Source organism: Cystobacter fuscus (genome assembly GCF_002305875.1).
Taxonomy (GTDB): Bacteria; Myxococcota; Myxococcia; order Myxococcales; family Myxococcaceae; genus Cystobacter; species Cystobacter fuscus_A.
Map to the genome: position 1 here is coordinate 7398720 of NZ_CP022098.1, position 17571 is coordinate 7416290.

A 17571-nucleotide genomic window follows, 5' to 3' on the forward strand; every position below is an offset into this window, starting at 1 on the left:
CATGGCCAACATGGCTCAAGCCATTCGCATGGCGCTGCACTACGCCGAGGAGAACCTGGGCGTCACCGACATCTTCGGCGAGGACGTGGGCGCCCCCCTGGGCGGCGTCTTCACCGTGACGCAGGGGCTCAAGACGGCGTGGAACTCGCCCCTGGACGAGCGGGGCATCATCGGCATGGCCATCGGTCTGGCCATGGCCGGCCAGCGCCCCGTCGCGGAGATCCAGTTCGCCGACTACATCTACAACACCATCGACCTGCTGAAGATCGCCGGCAACACCTGCTGGGCGAGCCATGGGGACTGGAACCTGCCCATGGTGGTGAAGACCCCGGTGGGCAGCGGCATCCGCGGCTCGCTCTACCACTCGCATTCCTTCGACGCGACGGCCACCCACATCCCCGGCTGGAAGATCGTCATCCCCTCCAATCCGCTGGATGCGTACGGCCTGATGATCTCCGCGTGCCAGGAGATCAACCCCGTCATGTACCTGGAGCCCAAGGCGCTCTTGCGCATCAAGGGCGAGGAGCGGATTCCGGGCGAGCCCGACGACGACAAGCAGCTCTCCCGCCTCATCGACGCGCCCCTGGGCGATCAGCGCTCGCAGTGGAAGCCGCAGTGGCCCGAGGGGCTCGGGGCGTACGCGGTGCCCATCGGCAAGGGCAAGGTGGTGCGCCCGGGCTCGCAGCTGACGGTGGTGAGCTACGGCCGCACCCTGCCCCTGTGCAAGAAGGCCGCGGACGAGCTGGCGAGCGAGGGCGTGGACGCCGAGGTCATCGATCTGCGCTCGCTCTGGCCCTATGACTGGGAGCTCATCCGGGGCTCCATCGAGAAGACGGGCCGGGTGCTCTTCGTCAACGAGGACACCGAGGTGACCAACTTCGGCGAGCACCTGGTGCGCCGCACGGTGGAGGAGCTGTTCTTCAAGCTGCTCGCGCCGCCGCGGCTGCTGGCCGGCAAGTTCGTGCCGGGCATCGGCCTGGCCGACACGCTGGAGATGGCGTCGGTGCCCCAGTTGGGGGACATCACCGCCGCCGTGCGCGCGCTGGCCTCCGAACAGCCCTGATTTTCCCGCCCCCCCGGGCCTCAGGGCTTTGCGAGGGGGGCGGCTCCATGGTGTAGACTGAGGTGCCGTGCAACCGACGCCCACCCGAACCCCCGCTCCCGACGCACCGACCTTCCGCATCCGCCGTGCGCGCCGGGGAGACTCCGAGAGCCTCGCCACGCTGCTGCGTGAGATGGGCTATCCCCATGGCTCGGATGCCCAGACGGTCCACTGGGTCATCAGCCATCCGGAAATCGAAATCTTCGTGGCGGCCGACTCACAGGATCGTCCCGTGGGGATGGTGTCGCTGTCGCACCGGCCGCAGCTGCGGCTGCGCGGGCGCATCGCCACGGTGGACGAGCTGGTGGTGACGGAGAGCTGGCGGCGCCGCGGCGTGGGCCGGGCCCTCATCCAGCAGGTCATCGAGCGGTGTGGCGCCCGGGCCCTGAGCGTCAAGCGCATCGAGGTGAGCGCCTACGCCCAGGAGTCCCTCCAGAACTTCTACGCGTCGTGCGGCTTCCAGTTCGTGGACCGCACGGTGATGCGCTACACCGAGTTCGAGGGCCAGCACGGCTGATGCACCGGGCGGCCCTCACGGGCCACGCTCAGCGCTTGAAGCTGCCCACCACGCGCTGCAGGCGCAGCTGATCCTCTTCCTTCACGTCCACGAAGCGCACGCCGATCGCCTCGGCGTCATCCCGCACCCACGAGATGATGCCCTCGAGTTCGAAGTCTTCGCCGCTCACGGACATCTGCAGGCGCACGCGCGAGCCCACGTCGTAGGAGCGGCGCGTGCGCAGGCACAGGCCCCCCGCCGAGAGGTTGAGCGAGTAGGCCCTCAAGGCGCGCGCCGCGTCCTGCGTCTGCTCGAAGCGGACATCGAACGTCGCGGCCACCCGCTCGTGAGATCTCCGGTTGGCGTACAGCGCCGCCGGTGACTCCGTCATATCGGCAGACTTGGTGGTCATGCGCACTGATTCCCTCGGGCGTGTGAGTCGGTGAGGTCCTTTTATAGGGAGCCCCACACGGAGGCGCATCCACTCGAGGACCGCGAAGTGAGGAGAAGTGTCCGCTGTCCTCCATGTCCTGTTCAAGGGGGGGCCGTTTCTCCTCGGACGTCTTATTAGTCCCGTTCGTTTCTGCGACGGGAGCGTCAATGCGAGCGGATTTGTTCGTGTGCAGCGGTGTCCTCATCGTCGGGCTGATGGCGGCTTGCCGCGGCGATGTCATCACCCCGGATGCGGGCACGGGCACTGATTCCGGAGTGTTCCGGGATGGAGGAACTTCAGACGGAGGAATGCCGGACCCGGGGACGGAAACGGACTGTGACGTGGCGGCGCAAACGGGTTGTGCGGCCGGCGCGGTGTGCCTGCGGGGCGTGCTCGCGGATGGGGGCCTGGGAAACCTGTGCTTCACGGGAGAGTGCGATCCGGTGGCGCAGAACTGTCCCGAGGGCAACCGGTGCGCCTACGTGCGGCACGACAACGTGACGGCCCGCCGCTGCATCCCGGCGAGCACGGGCACGGTGGCCGAGGGCGGCGCCTGCCAGAGCGTCGCGACGGCCGGGGGTGACTTCTACGACACGTGCGCGCCGGGACTGTCCTGTACGGATCGCTCCACCTCGTCGGGGGGAAGCACGTTCACCTGCCAGCGCCTCTGCCACAGTGGTGAGCAGTGCACGGCGCCCCGCGACTGCATCGACGTGCTGCGCTTCGAGGGCTCCCACGAGCGGCCGAGGGTGTGTGGCGCTCCCGGCACCACGTGCGACGTGCTCGCGCGTGACTGCACGGACTCGCGCGGGTGCTATCCCTCGCCGAAGAGCGGCGGCGTGTGCGTCACGGCGGGAACGATCGCCGAGGGCGAGCCGTGCGCGTACGTGAATGACTGCCAGGAGGGCAGCGCCTGCGTGAAGGACGGAGCAGGCCAGGTGTGCCGCCGGCTGTGCCGCGCCCCCTCGGGCTCGCCGGGCTGCGACAGCGCACAGACGTGCCGGCCCCTCCAGGACTACCCCGGCGTGGGCGTCTGCGTGCGGTAGCGCGCCCTGCCCTGCTCCTCCGGGGCCTCGGACGACGAGAGGCCCCGGAGACGAGGCCTCACCCCGTGTTGCGCATGCCCACGGCGATGCCGGCGAGCGTGAGCAGCAGGGGCCGATCGCAGTGGTCCTCTCCCGCGCGCTTGCGCCGCATCAGCTCCACCTGGAGGAAGGACATGGGATCGATGTAGGGGTTGCGCAGGGCGATGCTCTGCTGGAGCTGGCGGTTGTTGGCCAGCAGGCGCTTCTCGCCCGTCACGCGCTTCACCCAGCGGCGGGTGCGCGAGTACTCGGCACGAATGCGCTCCCACAAGGGCCGCGTGGACTCGGGCGCCAGCGCCGCGTAGCGCGAGGCGATGGCGATGTCCGACTTGGCGAGCACCATGGCCACGTTGTCGATGACGGCGTGGAAGTAGGGCCACTGCCGGTACATGCGCGTGAGCAACGTGAGGCCCTCGGGCCGCGAGCCCAGCTCCTCCAGCGCCGAGCCCACGCCGTACCAGCCGGGGAGGATGGCGCGGTTCTGCGTCCAGGAGAACACCCAGGGGATGGCGCGCAGCGACTCGAGGCCTCCGGCGGCGCGCTTGCTCGGACGCGAGCCGATGGGCAGCGCGGCGATCTCCTCGATGGGGGTGGCCGCCTGGAAGAAGGGCACGAAGCGCTCGTCCTCCCAGACGAGCGCGCGGTAGGCGCGGCGGCCCATCTCCGCCAGCTCGTCGAAGGCGGCGCGGAAGGCGGGCTCCTCCTCTGGGGCCAGGCGCGGCTGCGCGTCGAGCGAGTGCAGCAGCACGCCACCGAGCACCAGCTCCAGGGTGCGCCGGGCCAGCTCGGGCCGGGCGTACTTGTGATCCAACGCCTCGCCCTGCTCGGTGGCCTTGTAGGTGCCGCCGACGCTGCCCCGGGGCAGCGCGAGGATGGCCTGCTGGGCGGGACCACCGCCGCGCGCCACCGTCTCGCCGCGGCCGTGGAAGAGGCGCAGCCGGATGCCCGCCTCACGCGCCACCTGGGTGAGCGCGGACTGGGCGCGGTAGAGCGCGGCGCTCGCGGCGAGCAGCCCCACCTCCTTGCCCGAGTCGCTGTAGCCCACCATCACCTCCTGGACACCCCGGGCCGAGAGGTGCCGGCGGTACTCGGCATGGGTGAACAGCTCGCGCAGCACGCGCGGCCCATCATCCAGCGCGCCGAGCTGCTCGAAGAGGGGCACCACGTCCACGGTGGCGCACCCGCGCGCCTCGTCCCACAACCCCGAGGCCCGCGCGCACTCGAACGCCGCCAGCACGTCCTCGGCAGTGGAGGCCATGGAGAGGATGAGCGTGCGGCAGCAGCCCTCGCCCGACTCGGACTGGGCCTCGCGCATGCGCTGGAGCACGGCCAGGAGGCGCTTGCCGCCCTCCGTCGGCGCGGGGCCTCCCTTGAGGGACGCGGCGGCGCTACGCGCGTCCTCGGCGGGGGCGCGCACCTCCAGCTCGGCCAGGTGGAAGCCCACGGCGCGCACCAGGGCGATGAGGCGTTGAATCTTCCGCACGCCCGCGTGTCCCCCCCTGGCCGCCTGCAACGAGCGCTCGAGCAGGTGCAGGTCCGCGAGGAGATCCGCGGGCGAGCGGTAGGCGGCATCGGGAAGCGGATCGGCGCGGCCCGCTCGGCGGCCCTCGACGTAGACCAGGGCGGCCTGGAGCCGGCCCTCGATGAAGCGCAGCTTGCGGCGCCAGGGCTCGCCCTCGGTGCGCGCGCCGTAGCGGGTCATCACCTCGGGCAGGACACGGGCGTCCTGCGCGAGCGAGCTCCGGAGCTCCTCGGAGACATGGGTATGGCGCTCGGACTGGGTGAGCACCCAGCCCAACCGGGCGATCTGCGTGCGCAGGGCGCGCAGTCCGCGGGCGCGGTGGGCGCGCAGGGTGTCCGCGAACACCTCGGGAGTCACCAGCGGGTTGCCATCCATGTCCCCGCCCACCCACGAGTGCAGACGCACGGGGGTGGCGAGTACCCCCAGCGGCTCGCCATAGGCGCGCTCGAAGGCCCAATCGAGCGTCTCGGGCATGAGCGCGAGCTGCTCGGCGAGCACCTCCTCCACGTACCAGAGGACGTTCTTCACCTCGTCGCCCACGGTGGGGCGCTCGCGCCGCAGCTCGTCCGTCTGCCAGAGGGCGGAGATCTCCTCGCGCATGGCCGCGTGGGTGTCGGCCTTCTCGCGCGGGGTGAGCTGGCTGCGGTCGCGGTTCTCGAGGAGCCGGGCCAGGCGGTACGTCTTCTCCAGCACCGTGCGGCGAGCGGCCTGGGTGGGGTGCGCGGTGAGGGTGAGGGTGACGCGCATGGACTGGAGCACCTCGCGCAGCCGCGCGGCGCCCACGCCCGCTTGCCGCAGGGAGTGCATCACCGCCTCGAGCGAGCCCCGCTGGGGGCCCCGGGAGCCGGCGACCTCGTGCTCGCGGGTGCGGCGGATGCGGTGGTTCTGCTCGGCGAGGTTGACGAGGCGGAAGTACGTGGAGAAGGCGCGCAGCACGGGCTCGGCCTGGCTCAGGGGCATGCGGCGCAGCAACGCCGCCAGCTCCGAGGCGGCGGCCCGGCGTCCGGACTTGGGGCCCCGCCGCCGCTCGATGGAGAGGCGACGCACGCGCTCCTCCAGCTCGAAGACGGCCTGGCCCTCCTGCTCGATGATCACTTCCCCGAGCAGCTGGCCCAGCAGCCGGACGTCCTGGCGCAACGGCAGATCGACATGACGAATGGGAGGCATGACACGCCACGCTAGGCCGCCCCCATGCGCCGATCCACTGGGGAAACGGCACTATCCAGGTAAAAACGCCATTACGTGCCGATCCGGCGCAGGATGAGCAGCGGCCCGTCATCCACCTTGCGGTCGGTCAGATCGATGGCGCAGTCGAGCATCCAGTCGCCATGGCCCTCGGGATCCAGCAGGCGCTGCTGGGCATCCCACTGCCGCGGACCCGTCTCCTTGAGCAGGGTGTACGCGGGCCGGCGGGCCTGGGGCGTGAGCACCACGCTGCCGTGCTCCTCGAAGTACGGCGCCATGGCCGCCTCCAGCTTCGCCGCGGTCCACGCCTCGCCCCCCGCGTCCAGGCGCAAGAGCGCCACCGCGTCGGCGTAGCGCCGCAGGCCGAGCATGCGCACCAGCCGGTACAGCTCGTTGCGCACGTGCGCCGCGAAGGCCCGGGGATCGTCGGTGAGCTCCTGCGGACGGCGCTCGGGGGCCTCGGCGCGGGGGAGGAGCGCCTCGCCCGGGTTCTTCAGCCGCTCCCACTCGTCCAGCAGGCTCTGGTCCACGTGGCGGATCATCGCCCGCAGCCACTCGATGATGTCCTTGAGCTCGTCGTTGCGGTAGCGCTCGGGGATCGTCTGGGTGAGGGCCTTGTAGCAGTCACCCAGGTAGCGCATGAGCACGCCCTCGCTGCGCTGCAGGCCGTACTCGCGCACGTAGTCGTGGAACGTCATGTACCGCTCGTACATGTCGCGGAGGATGGACTTGGGCCGGATGTTCTCCGCGCCCACCCACGGGTGCTTGTCCGCGAAGGCGTTGAAGGTGGTGTAGATGAAGTCGCGGTTGGGCTTGGGCCACTCGAGCTTGTCCAGCTCCGCCATGCGCTCGTCGTACTCCATGCCCCGCGCCTTCATCTCGGCGATCTTCTGGCCCTTGAGCTCGTGGAGCTGGGCGTAGAGCACCACCTCGGGGTTCTCCAGGATGGACTCCGCGAGCGTCACCACGTCCAGCGCGTACGTCTCCGCCTCGTGGTCCAGCTTGTTGAGCGTGTCCAGGAGGTAGAGCGACAGCGTCTGATTGAGCGAGAAGTCTCGTTGCAGGCCCGGCGCCACCGTCACGGTGGCACCCGAGCCGCCCTCCCCCTTGTTCACGAGCACCAGGCCCGCGTTGCGCAGGGTGCGGAAGCACGACGCGGCCTCCTTGAGGTTGCGCCGCTTGATGTACTCCGAACCGTGCGAGCGGAAGACGAGCCGCACCAGGCGCTGATAGCCCTCGGCGCCGCCCACCATCTCGCTCTGGAGCAGGTTGAGCAGGAAGCCGTGCGTCACCTCGAAGCGGGACTCGAGCGGCTCGGGCAGCCCCGTCTGCAAGCGCTCGAAGGTGTTCTTGTCGTAGTTGACGAAGCCCTTCTGGGGCGGAGGCTTGCGCGGCAGCCGCTTGCCACCCTTGGCCTCCTTCTGGGCGATCTTCACGTTCTCGATGACGTGCTCGGGCGCCTGGGCCACCACGCTGCCCTGGGTGTCGAAGCCCTTGCGGCCCGCGCGGCCGGCGATCTGCTGGAAGTCGCGCACGCTCAGCGTCGCGAGCTTCTCGCCGTTGAACTTGAAGAGCTGGGTGAAGAGCACCGTGCGGATGGGGATGTTCACCCCCACGCCCAGCGTGTCCGTGCCGCTGATGACCTTGAGCAGCCCCGTCTGCGCCAGCCGCTCCACGAGCAGCCGGTACTTGGGCAGCAGGCCCGCGTGGTGCATGCCGATGCCGTGGCGCAAAAAGCGCTGGAAGTCCTTGCCGTAGGGCGTGTCGAAGGGGGCCTCCAGCAGCGCCTGACGGATGGCCTCCTTCTCCTCCTTGGTGGAGAAGTCCACGCTCATCAGGTTCTGCGCCTGCTCGGCCGCGGCGCGCTGCGAGAAGTTCACCAGGTAGATGGGCGCCTTGCCCTGACGGATGAGCTCCTGGAGGGTCTCGTGCAGGGGCGTCTCGCGGTACTCGAAGTCCAGGGGCACCGGGCGCACGGCGCTGCGCACGCTCGCCACCTCGCGGCCGGTGAACTCCTGGAGCTTCTCCTCGATGAGGTGCGTGTCGCCCAGCGTGGCCGACATCATCAGGAACGTGGTGGACGGCAGGGTGATGAGCGGAAGCTGCCAGGCGATGCCGCGCTCGCGGTCCGCGTAGTAGTGGAACTCGTCCATCACCACGTAGTCGGCGCGCAGCATGGCGTCGCGCAGGGCGAGGTTGGAGAGGATCTCCGCGGTGCAGCAGATGATGGGCGCCTCGCGGTTGATGGCCGCATCACCGGTGAGCAGGCCCACGTTCTCCGCGCCGAAGGCCTCGCACAGGGCGAAGAACTTCTCGTTGACGAGCGCCTTGATGGGGCAGGTGTAGAAGGACACCTTGCCCTCGGCCATGGCCTTGAAGTGCAGCGCCATGGCGACGAGCGACTTGCCCGAGCCGGTGGGCGTCTTGAGGAACAGGTGCTTGCCCCCGAGCAGCTCGAGGATGGCCTCCTCCTGCGCCGGGTAGAGGGACAGGCCCGTGGACTCCACCCAGCCGACGAAGCGGGTGAGGATGTCGTCGGAGGCCAGGGGGCCGGCGGAGCGGTCGGGGAGCAGGGCCGCGAGCGGCGCCCGGGGGGATTCAATCGTCTGCATGGAGAAGGGAACTCTAGGCGGGTGACTCTCTCGGCCGCCGGGAAAAGTGCAGCCGCGCTCGCCGCTCTCCCCACATGAGACCACGCGTACGGCAGGTGGAATCAGCGCACCGGGGAATACACAAAGGGTACATAACTGCACGCTTGCTGAACAGGTATGTAGCTTTGGAGCCGCGAGACCGGTTATACCTGCATTCCTATGACCGGCGACAAGCTCGTCTACGCAGGAACCGTCGAAGCGCTCTTCCTCCGAGCCCTCGAGAACCGCCTCACGCCCGCATGCAGGCAGCGGCTGGCGGACGCGGGGTTGGATCTCGAGCAGAAGCTGGCTCCCACCTACACCCTCGCTCAGTGGAAGCAGTTCCTCCGGATCGCGGCCGACCACGTCTACGCGGGGATGCCCGCGGAGGCGGCGTACTACTCGCTCGGTGAGCGGTTCATCGACGGTTACTTCTCCACCCTGTTCGGGCGCGCGCTGCTCGGGATGGCCCGGTTGATGGGTCCCCGGCGGACGCTGACGCAGGCCCGGCTGTGTTTCCGCGCGAGCGCCAATTGCAGTGAGGTGCGAATCGTGGAGCGGGGGCCGACGGAGGTGGAGGTGTGGCTGACGGACATCGGCGCGGATCTGCCGACGTTCGTGGCGGGAGTGCTGGCCCGGACGGCGGAGCTGACCGGTGGGCAGCGGGTGGTCGCGCTCCCCGAGGGCTTCGACGGCCAGTCCGCCACCTACCACGTGCGCTGGTCCGAGCAGACGGACACCGCCGTGGAGACGGCACTCGTCCCTCCGCCCTCCGTGGGTGGACGGGCCCCCGAGTCCCAGCCTCCGGCGTAGCTGCTTCTCCCGTGGGGAGCACGTGAGCGAGGAGCCGAGCAGCGCTCCCGCCCGTGCTCGCTGCCCAGGGGTGAGACCCGGCAAGCGCGGCACGTGGCCGCCACCGGGGTTTCCCCCTTGGCCCTTATCGACCTCTCTCCTCTACGTAAAAGCCCGTCAGCAGCGGCGTCACTCGTGCATGTGTCGCCGCGCTATACTTGCTCTATAGGTCATTTGTAGTCCCTCTCTTCATTCTTCCACTGCGCGCCTCCTACAGGGTTCGGCTGTTCTCTTATTCCCAAGCCGGTGAGCGGTTAATATCGGTGAAGGCGCGAAGGGATAATCGAGGATGGCGGAATCATCGTTGGTCTTAGAGTTGCAAAGCTTGGCGCAAACAAGCAAGACGGATATTCCTGAGTTGCTACGACGGGCAAAGGTTGTGGCGGTGAAATTGAGGCTTCCGGATCTCACCGCATGGCTAGAGCATGAACTAAACGGATACCCGGACAACCAAGAGTTACCGCGGTATCGAAAGGCTCCGTGTGAACTACGAATGAGGAACCCGTTTCGTGGATTGATGCCTGTTGTATGGGGGCCGAAAAGCAAAGATCTTGCAGAACACTTCTCTACTATCAATATACGGCAATCAATCGGCACGCTCGACTCCCTGCTATCCAGAATTGACAAGAGTGGCCACCTGGAATCACATCTCACTCCCCAGGAAACAGGGATTCTAATTGAAATTAGCGACGACTTCCGCTTGATGCCGGCGGTTCGAGTCATTTACCCAAGTGCTATTGACGGCATTTTTGATTCAGTCCGAAACAGAATTCTTGAATGGGCGTTAAACCTTGAAACACAGGGTGTTTTGGGCAAAGGCATGACATTCACAACTGACGAGAAACGAATCGCCTCCACCATCCACGTCACCAACTACGGACAATACGTACAAGGCGATCAAGCAAGTGTAGCAATCTCCCATGCTTCGCCAGGTGCGAATGTGACGTCAGCTAGTGGCGGAGCCGCAGTTGAACAACGACTCAACACTGCTGTTTCACGGGCCGAGCAAGACAACGCGGGTCTAGCAGATGCGCTCCGTCAGATTGCTGGTGCTCTCGCTACAAACCAGCATCTACCGGCGCTCAAGAAGGAGGAAGCTTCAGAACAACTGGCGTTCATCGCTGAGCAGTGTGCTGCTCCTGCAGAACAACGACAACCGCACTCAGTGATCAAACCAATGCTACTAACTCTTCGAGAGACACTTGGCCTTAGCGCAGACCTTCTTCAAGTATGGGGCACATTTGGCCCAGTTATCTGTGCGGCCCTGAGCGTCAATGGAGTGGTGTGAGCGTTGACATTCGCAGTTCGCCCTGTTTGAGGACGCGGCACTACTTTCTGCTGTTGCCAGGAGGCAAAAGCTCGCTGCGCCCGAGGCCTGGGAGAGAGGACAATGCGCGCTAACTTGTCACGGTCACAGTGGGCAGTCCTACTGCTCGTCACTGCCCTGTTGTGCACTGGCTGTGCGTCGCTGACACCACCACCTGGCCGGGGGATGAACCTGCACTACACACCGCGCGAAACTGCCGCGTCTGCATCGGCGCCAGGGTCGAGCGTTGAGCCTCCTCGCTCCCTCATTTCTCCATTCCCCTCCCCTCATGAAGAGCCGGAGCGGCGACACCAGCGCCAAGCCACGCGGAAGATTCTGACGGAAGTAGATCCAGACGACGCCACGGGAACTGCGCGGCAGAACGCCCTCGCCGCCCAGCTGGCATTTCGCGGTGCCGTTCTCGACGTCTCTGGCTCCACTCGCCGATTCTCCAGAGTGCTCTCCAAACTCAAAGCCAGCGAGCGGGGCATCACCGCCGGAATCTCTGGCGTCTTCATCCGCTATGTCGAGTATGGCGAACGTCAATTGAGGTGGATTGACGCCGAACTCGCCGCCTCCACCCGGTTGGCCAGCACCGCTTCGGAGGTGGATGACCCGGACATGCAGCTTGCTCTCCTGAGCCTCGCCGGCCCACGGCTTGAGGCCGCCATGATGGGCTCGTACCTGCTCGCGACATGGCTCGACTTCCTCAATCTCGTCGATGTCGTGCTCAAGCAAGGTTTCATCAGTGTCGAGATGCTGTTCATAAAAATGGATCGCTTGCAGAAGATGCTCGAGCCCTCCATGACCGCGCTCTCCTCCTTGGAGCCAGCGCAGGTGGAGGCTGCGGCGACAGACATGCCCGCGCTGATGAGCCATCTCTCCAGTGAGTTCAATTCCACCTGTGAGACCGCGCGCATGGCAATGAAGCGTGGCGAGCAGGCAATGCTGTTGGCTCAGCTCGTAGAGATGGTCACCATGGTATCAGCGATGAAATTCTCGCTGCCCACTCTGCCCCCGTCTGCTCCCGCCACAGTCGGACTGAGCCTGGTGGCGGGAGGCGAGGGCGTGATGATGGGTACGCGGATGGTCGTCTCCGTCGACTGGGTGGAGATGATGCGCCGACTGGTGCAAGCGGGCATCATCTCTTTTCCCGTCGTCAGTGCTGCGGTGCGAATTCAGGCCGGCCAGGTAATGATGGCCCAGTCGTACGACGAGCTGCCGCGCGGCGTGCGCGACGCACTGGGTGATGGGCCCGAAGTGCGCGGCATGCGGGTGACGGGCAGAGCCGGAGCCGGCATGGCCGAGCCACCTCGACACCATGTCCTGCCACGAGAGTTCCGCGAGTGGTTCGAGAAGCGTGGTTTCACTGGAGAAATGAGCATCGATCAGTTCTGCGTCAGAATGGAGCAGGCTCACCACGAAGCGATCCATGGCGGTGGCGACTGGCGCATAGGTCGCGCATGGTCTAGTGAATGGAACCAGATGATCATAGAGGCTCTGCGCAAAGCTGAGACCAAGGCTGGCCGGATGTTGACGAGGAACGAAATCTTGGACATCGTCGCGGGCTATATGAAGCGCTATGATCTTCCGATGATTTTCACTCCCGGGAGAGGGCGATGAGCAATGGGCGTTCCTGGGATGGCAACTGGAGGGTCCGTATCCATGAGCGGGTCCGTGAGCGCGGATACGACTCTCTCACCGCTTTTGCTGAAGCGCACCCTACCCTCCCGCTGGTTGAGTTGGCCCAGAAGCTTGGAGAGGACGACGTCAACGCGGTGCAGGTGTTCAGCGGGTTGGTCGCCGAGGCAGAACGAAGAAAACAGCTCACGCGCCTGGTGCGCGGACAACTCGTGCGTGAACTATCCGAGAGCTTCCCGAATGGATGGCCGGCCGTGCTGGACGACGCAAACCGTTTCAAGGTCGCCAAGGCTCTCGGGTTCTGGTCTACCTTCACTCCAGAAACCCATAAGGAACGAGTCGATCAGGTCGGCGATGTGCTCCTCGCCACTCCTCCACCACCAGGTTGGCACCCACTCGGTCCCGACGACGAGCTACTGCTCTCTCTCCTACCAGACGAGAAAGTCTGAATATCACCCTTTGGAGAGGACAATGAGCGAGAGCCGCTCCTGGCAGGGCAACTGGAAGATCCGCCTGTTCGAGCGGGTCCGCGAGAAAAGGGTACTCTTCACTCACCGCCTTCGCTGATGCCCATCCTACCGCCTCGTTGGTGGCGCTGGCCGAGGCTCTTGGTGAGGATGACATTAACGCCGTGCAAGTGTTCCACGGATTGGTGGCCGAGGCGGAGCGGAGCCACCGGCTCACGCGGTTGGCGCGCGGACAGTTGGTACGCGAGCTGTCCGAAGGTCTCCCCAACGGCTGGCCGGCCGTGCTGGATGATGCCAACCGTTTTGAAGTCGCAAAGGCGCTCAGCGCATGGATTGCCTATACCCCAGAGACGCATCAGGACAAAGCAAGGCAAATCAGAGTAGCGCTTCTAGCCACGCCGCCACCACCCGGCTGGCGCCCGCTCGGGCCCGACGATGAACTGCTGCGCATGCTCCTGCCCGACGAGACAGCCTGAGCCCCTCCTGTCCGGGCTCTTCGATCTGGATTCAATCCCCTCCGGAGCCACTGCTCCAGCGCCCCTTTCCCTCTCCCCTCCCCTCTGGAGGGGCCCCAGGTAAAGACGCCACGGGCAGTATGTGCACGTAGTCGCGGAAGGCCTCGTGAAGCGCACGGCCCTCCCGTCCGGCCGCGTACGCGAAGGCACTCCGCGGAGACACCTCCCCCCGGGCGAGCTGTTCGACGAGCGCACCGAGATCCGGCCGCGCTCCGCGAACACGAATGAAGAACACCATCGCGATACTCTGGTAGTAGACCGCGCCCGCGAACAGTTCATCCGCGGTGTGGGGAAAGGCATCCACCAGGGCCTCGAAGGGAAGATGACCCTCGGGCAGCCAGTCATGCAACCCGAGCCGCGGGTCCTGCCACCACGTCTCGCGGGCGACCAGCATCGCAATCCCCTCGTGGAGCCACATCGGCTTGCGCACGCCGAGCTGGTTGAGGACATGGTGAGAATACTCGTGAAGCAGGCTCTCGCTGAGATCCCGCTCGGCGGCCACGTGGATGGCACCATCGTAGTAGCCACGGGTCGCGCGATTGACACAGGCGGCGCTCACGAGCTGCTCGACGCTCGAGTAGAGAAAGACGGACGGGGCGCGGACCGCGTCCACCTGAGCTCCCAACAACATGCGGAGAAGGCGATGCGCCCGATCGAGCATCTCGCGTGCCACCTCCACGTGCGAGGCCGACAGGTCCGGATGACGGCGGATGTGCTCCGCGCCTTCCGGTCCGGCCACGAAGCTCGACAGGAGTGCCTCGCGGTCCACCAACGGACGAGTCCCCTCCTCGCACAGGGCTGGTTTCCCCCAGCGCACCCGCAGCCGGGGATCATCGGAGCGCACCTCGTCCGAGGGCTGAGCCTGACCCTGGTCCGACGGAGGAGGCCGTGGGGAAGGCGCTGGCGGGGCACTCACGGTGGGCGTGACACTCCCGGCCACGGTCGGCCCCTCGTCGGTGCGCACCTCGGCGCGCGAGTCACGAGCCCTCTCCGGGGGCCGGGTGCTGGAGACGGAAGCCCTTGGCCTCGGAGGCGCGGACACCTCCGCGGAGGTGCCCACGTCCGGGGATGGCGCCCACAAGAGGAACGCACCCCACAGGGCCAGGAACCCCACGACGACGAGGAGCAGGAGACAATTCCGGAGCCGCATCGCCGCGAGACTCGCACACTCCACCCGTGGGGGCGGGTCGAAATGCGACTCCCGGTGAAGAGCAATGGGAGTCAGTCCGACTCCAACGCGCGCACCCGGAAGTCATCGAACCAGATGCCCGCGATTGGGGTGAGCAGGCCCGCGAGTCCCTCGTCCCCCGGAGCGGACGAGCTCGTGTCCGTCACCCTCAGGCGCACCTGCCCGTTGACCGAAGCGGCCAGCTGCACCGGCTGCGTCCCCCACGCGGCCAGGGTGAAGGTCGCGCCTTCCCATGCGGAGGACTGGCCACTGGCGGCCTCCGCGAGCACGGTGGGCTTCCCGTCGCGATAGCGGCGGATCTGGATGCGTCCCGACGGCAGGTACACGAGCGCGTAGAACGCGTCCCCCCTGGCGCGCAGCACCACGCCCGCCTCGTCCGCGGCGAAGTGCTGCAACCACGCCTCCACCTGACAGTCCCGGCAGCTCGAGAGCGGGGCCAGCGCCTGGTTGTTTCCATCGGGATTGTCCAGGTCGCTCACCGCGCGCTTGCCATTGGACAGCCACAGCCCGCTCAGCGACCAGTCGGAGCCCAGTCCGCTCGAGGAGTTGCTCGAGAAGTCATCGCGGAAGAGCTCCCGGCCCGGTGAAGGAGTGTCCTCCGAGGGCTCGGTCGGCGGGGGCGGCTCCGAGCCGCCGCCACCGGGCGCGTCCAGCCTCACGCGCACCATGTTCCCCCGTGAGTTGTCATCGGGGGCCTCGCCGAAGAAGCAGGGCACGTCGTCCACCCCCTCGGGCAGGGTGTCCAGCGCATTGGGATAACCCTTGAAGGTCCGCTTCGAGTCCAACACCACCGGGTCGCTGAACCGGCCGTCCTCCAGCGTCCGAGCATGGATTTCATAGGCCCTCCCGGCCGAGCGCATGACGTTGTAGAAGACATACAACGTCTTGCCCACCCGGGTGACGGCCGCTTGCATCGCCCAGTCCCGCGATGACTCCAGCAGCGTGCGCGAACCAAAGCTCGTGCCGTCGAAGTGACGGTAATAGAGACGCTCCGTCTCGTCCTTGTAGACCAGGTGCATGCCCCCCTCTCCGTCCTCCACCGCGCTCAACGCGGCGCCATGGTAGATGCCGTCGGAGAAGGCCGTCTTCACGTCTCCCCAGGACTCCACCGGATCGCTGTCGCGGCGGATGCGCATGCGCGTGGGCTCGAAGCCGTCATGCATGGCGTAGAGGAAGACGAGCTTGGAGCCCACGCTCAACAGCCGCCCGCCCCCGCGGCGCTTGACCCGGCCCAGGTTCGCCTGGCGTTGGAAGGACGCGCCTCCATCCGAGGACACGGACAACACCGCCGTGGAGCCCCCGTCCGAGTCCAGGTGGAAGGCCTGCACCCACAGCCGGCCTTGTGAGTCGCGCGCGAGCAGCGCCCGGGTATAGGCCGTGGAGTCATCCGCGTTGAAGATCCGCACGGCGGGCTCCGGCTTCCAGTCATGAGAGTCCGGCTGGTAGCGCCACCATTGGAAGTACACGTCATGCCGGGACGAGGCCCTCAGGCTGGGGGACTCCCACGAATAGACGAGTGCCACGTCCCGCCCCACCGCGACCAGATCCGCGCGGTCCGCGTGGCTTCCATCCGGCTGGATGGGGACGTAGAAGCGGAACGTGCGGCCCTCGTCCTCCGAGCGGTAGAAGGACAAGCCTCGCCCCTCCACGCCTTCCTGCTGGATGGCGAGCAGCCAGGTAGCCGGGCGCCCTCCACCGGTTTCGAGCCGCACCGCGTGCCTTTGCGCGGGCAGAGTGAGTGCATTGCCAACCTTGACAGGCAAGACAGGCGACGTGCTCGCGAGCACCGCCGCGAGCAACGCGACCGAACCGATGATCATTCGAAGTCCCCTCCCTCTCTGGAGGGCAACCTAAGACTCGGCTCCACACGAAGAAAGCGCCCCGTCCGGCCACCACGATTCGTGGCCAGACAGGGCATTCTTCTTCCCTCCCGAGGGCACCCGGGTCGGCGACCATGGACACGCCGCGCCCCACTTCGCCCTCGGAAGTACTCTCACCGCGACCGCGCATCGTCCGGCTGGGCCAGCGGCTTTCTCGGGGCGCGGCGGCCCTGGGCCCGGATGAACGAGCCCACCTCCGCGGCCCTCACGTCCGCCGCGGCCACCAGGCGGCCCTGCTTCTCCAGCCGCCCCACGGCCTCCCGCGTGGCCGATGCCTCCCCGTGTCTCGCCTGGATCTCCAGGATGCGCACGCTGGCGTTCGTCAGCTGATCGAGACCGAAGCCAGGGATGTCCACGAAGAACGTCTCCGTGTCCGCGTCCATGTGCTCCGGAGTCTCCGGGCCGGCTCCCGCGGTGCGCTGGGCGAAGTCGACGTCGAGCCCCTGCACGGCGAGCACGTCGTCACCCGAACGCACCTCGTACACGTACTGACGGCCGACGAGGTTCTTCTCCAGCTTGAGGAAGCCAGGCAGTTCCACGGCATCCACCACGTCCAACCGGACACCGCGCAGCCAGCGCAGGGTCAGCCGGGTGGACACCTGCTCGCGCCCCGGCTGCTTCACGGCCAGCGTCTGCCGCTCGGCCGACGCCGGGTCCGGCGGTGCTCCTTCCATCGGGGCCTCGCATCCACCGAGGAGCAGGGCCAGGGTCATCCACTTCAAATGCGCGCGGTTCATGGGAGCACCTGCTTACGACTGCGTGGAACGGAAGGTGATGATGCGCGACGTCTTGCCGGCCTCGACCGCCGGCACGGTGCACTGGATGTAGAAGTGCGCGAACGTCCAGCCATCGGTGATCTCCTGGATGGTGAGCTGGGTATTGCTCGAGGTGCCGGTGGTACTGGTGCAGGACCAGGGGCTCTCCACGACGCTGGCGCCGTTGGGCACGCGCGACACCGCCTTGCAGCACACCCCCGTTTGCGTGCTCTGATCGCTCACCCAGACGGTTGCGCTGAAGCTCGTGGCGAACGAGCCGTTGATGAGCCGGCGCTCCGAGGGGCAGATCGTCGTGACGGCCACCGCCTGCGGGTTCTCCGCCTGCCCCTGAGCGTTGAACCTGAGGTCGTGGCCAACCCCGACACACATCGCGCCAGGGGCGTTGTCCTCCTCGGCGGCGAGGGCCGCGGTGGACAGGGAGAGGGAAAGGAAGGGGATCGACAGGAGCGTGGTGAATCGACGGTTCATGACGTGAGTCCTTTGTTTGCGAAT

At 67.0% G+C, this 17571-nt stretch carries 14 protein-coding genes and 1 pseudogene; 8 read left to right on the top strand and 7 right to left on the bottom strand.

Annotated features, from left to right (window positions below; translation table 11 throughout):
- Window position 1 precedes the first annotated feature (1 nt).
- Complete coding sequence (locus CYFUS_RS29930; protein ID WP_095988333.1) at window positions 2-1063, top strand: alpha-ketoacid dehydrogenase subunit beta; 1062 nt, start codon at window positions 2-4, stop codon at window positions 1061-1063.
- 67 nt (window positions 1064-1130) lie between these two features.
- A complete protein-coding gene (locus CYFUS_RS29935) occupies window positions 1131-1619 on the top strand; it encodes a GNAT family N-acetyltransferase (protein WP_095988334.1) in 489 nt (162 codons plus the stop codon).
- A gap of 28 nt (window positions 1620-1647) precedes the next feature.
- On the opposite strand, the gene CYFUS_RS29940 is transcribed toward CYFUS_RS29935, so the two are convergent.
- Window positions 1648-2010, bottom strand: a complete 363-nt coding sequence (locus tag CYFUS_RS29940; RefSeq protein WP_232536890.1) for a TIGR02266 family protein — start codon at window positions 2008-2010, stop codon at window positions 1648-1650.
- Between the two features lie 188 nt (window positions 2011-2198).
- On the opposite strand from CYFUS_RS29940, the gene CYFUS_RS29945 reads away from it, so the two are divergent.
- Window positions 2199-3077, top strand: a complete 879-nt coding sequence (locus CYFUS_RS29945; RefSeq protein WP_157758748.1) for a hypothetical protein — start codon at window positions 2199-2201, stop codon at window positions 3075-3077.
- Between the two features lie 58 nt (window positions 3078-3135).
- On the opposite strand, the gene CYFUS_RS29950 is transcribed toward CYFUS_RS29945, so the two are convergent.
- Both CYFUS_RS29950 and CYFUS_RS29955 read right to left on the bottom strand, forming a co-directional pair.
- Window positions 3136-5805 (bottom strand): phosphoenolpyruvate carboxylase, encoded by a 2670-nt coding sequence (locus CYFUS_RS29950; RefSeq protein ID WP_095988336.1) that lies wholly within the window; start codon window positions 5803-5805, stop codon window positions 3136-3138.
- Window positions 5806-5876: 71 nt separating this feature from the next.
- Window positions 5877-8435: a DEAD/DEAH box helicase gene (locus CYFUS_RS29955; RefSeq protein ID WP_095988337.1), complete on the bottom strand. Its 2559-nt coding sequence runs from the start codon at window positions 8433-8435 to the stop codon at window positions 5877-5879.
- Between the two features lie 198 nt (window positions 8436-8633).
- On the opposite strand from CYFUS_RS29955, the gene CYFUS_RS29960 reads away from it, so the two are divergent.
- The 5 genes and pseudogenes from CYFUS_RS29960 to CYFUS_RS29975 all read left to right on the top strand — a co-directional run bounded on the left by CYFUS_RS29960 (window position 8634) and on the right by CYFUS_RS29975 (window position 13195).
- A complete protein-coding gene (locus CYFUS_RS29960) occupies window positions 8634-9266 on the top strand; it encodes a DUF2378 family protein (protein WP_095988338.1) in 633 nt (210 codons plus the stop codon).
- Window positions 9267-9594: 328 nt separating this feature from the next.
- Window positions 9595-10593, top strand: a complete 999-nt coding sequence (locus tag CYFUS_RS51055) for a hypothetical protein (protein ID WP_157758749.1) — start codon at window positions 9595-9597, stop codon at window positions 10591-10593.
- 204 nt (window positions 10594-10797) lie between these two features.
- Window positions 10798-12234, top strand: a complete 1437-nt coding sequence (locus CYFUS_RS29965; RefSeq protein ID WP_332468301.1) for a DUF2380 domain-containing protein — start codon at window positions 10798-10800, stop codon at window positions 12232-12234.
- Complete coding sequence (locus CYFUS_RS29970) at window positions 12231-12701, top strand: NUDIX hydrolase (RefSeq protein ID WP_095988340.1); 471 nt, start codon at window positions 12231-12233, stop codon at window positions 12699-12701. Before CYFUS_RS29965 ends, CYFUS_RS29970 begins: the two co-directional genes overlap by 4 nt.
- A 22-nt stretch (window positions 12702-12723) precedes the next feature.
- Window positions 12724-13195: pseudogene (locus tag CYFUS_RS29975) on the top strand (NUDIX hydrolase).
- A 31-nt stretch (window positions 13196-13226) separates the two neighbouring features.
- On the opposite strand, the gene CYFUS_RS29980 reads toward CYFUS_RS29975, so the two are convergent.
- The 4 genes from CYFUS_RS29980 to CYFUS_RS29995 form a co-directional block, all read right to left on the bottom strand.
- The gene (locus CYFUS_RS29980; RefSeq protein ID WP_157758750.1) at window positions 13227-14006 is read right to left on the bottom strand and encodes a hypothetical protein; all 780 of its coding nucleotides are present in this window, start codon (window positions 14004-14006) and stop codon (window positions 13227-13229) included.
- Window positions 14007-14455: 449 nt separating this feature from the next.
- A complete protein-coding gene (locus tag CYFUS_RS29985) occupies window positions 14456-16243 on the bottom strand; it encodes a hypothetical protein (RefSeq protein WP_095988342.1) in 1788 nt (595 codons plus the stop codon).
- 173 nt (window positions 16244-16416) lie between these two features.
- Window positions 16417-17040, bottom strand: coding sequence for a hypothetical protein (locus CYFUS_RS29990; protein ID WP_157758751.1), 624 nt, complete (start codon window positions 17038-17040; stop codon window positions 16417-16419).
- A gap of 12 nt (window positions 17041-17052) precedes the next feature.
- Window positions 17053-17547: a hypothetical protein gene (locus CYFUS_RS29995; RefSeq protein ID WP_095988344.1), complete on the bottom strand. Its 495-nt coding sequence runs from the start codon at window positions 17545-17547 to the stop codon at window positions 17053-17055.
- Window positions 17548-17571: the final 24 nt, after the last annotated feature.

What these genes read in the sequence shown, in the direction of transcription:
- CYFUS_RS29960 (WP_095988338.1), top strand. Translation starts at nt 8,634, where the DNA reads ATGACCGGCGACAAGCTCGTCTACGCAGGAACCGTCGAAGCGCTCTTC.
- CYFUS_RS29930 (WP_095988333.1), top strand. Translation starts at nt 2, where the DNA reads ATGGCCAACATGGCTCAAGCCATTCGCATGGCGCTGCACTACGCCGAG.
- CYFUS_RS29965 (WP_332468301.1), top strand. Translation starts at nt 10,798, where the DNA reads ATGAACCTGCACTACACACCGCGCGAAACTGCCGCGTCTGCATCGGCG.
- CYFUS_RS51055 (WP_157758749.1), top strand. Translation starts at nt 9,595, where the DNA reads ATGGCGGAATCATCGTTGGTCTTAGAGTTGCAAAGCTTGGCGCAAACA.
- CYFUS_RS29940 (WP_232536890.1), bottom strand. Translation starts at nt 2,010, where the DNA reads ATGACCACCAAGTCTGCCGATATGACGGAGTCACCGGCGGCGCTGTAC.
- CYFUS_RS29950 (WP_095988336.1), bottom strand. Translation starts at nt 5,805, where the DNA reads ATGCCTCCCATTCGTCATGTCGATCTGCCGTTGCGCCAGGACGTCCGG.
- CYFUS_RS29995 (WP_095988344.1), bottom strand. Translation starts at nt 17,547, where the DNA reads ATGAACCGTCGATTCACCACGCTCCTGTCGATCCCCTTCCTTTCCCTC.
- CYFUS_RS29990 (WP_157758751.1), bottom strand. Translation starts at nt 17,040, where the DNA reads ATGAACCGCGCGCATTTGAAGTGGATGACCCTGGCCCTGCTCCTCGGT.
- CYFUS_RS29970 (WP_095988340.1), top strand. Translation starts at nt 12,231, where the DNA reads ATGAGCAATGGGCGTTCCTGGGATGGCAACTGGAGGGTCCGTATCCAT.
- CYFUS_RS29985 (WP_095988342.1), bottom strand. Translation starts at nt 16,243, where the DNA reads ATGATCATCGGTTCGGTCGCGTTGCTCGCGGCGGTGCTCGCGAGCACG.
- CYFUS_RS29955 (WP_095988337.1), bottom strand. Translation starts at nt 8,435, where the DNA reads ATGCAGACGATTGAATCCCCCCGGGCGCCGCTCGCGGCCCTGCTCCCC.
- CYFUS_RS29945 (WP_157758748.1), top strand. Translation starts at nt 2,199, where the DNA reads ATGCGAGCGGATTTGTTCGTGTGCAGCGGTGTCCTCATCGTCGGGCTG.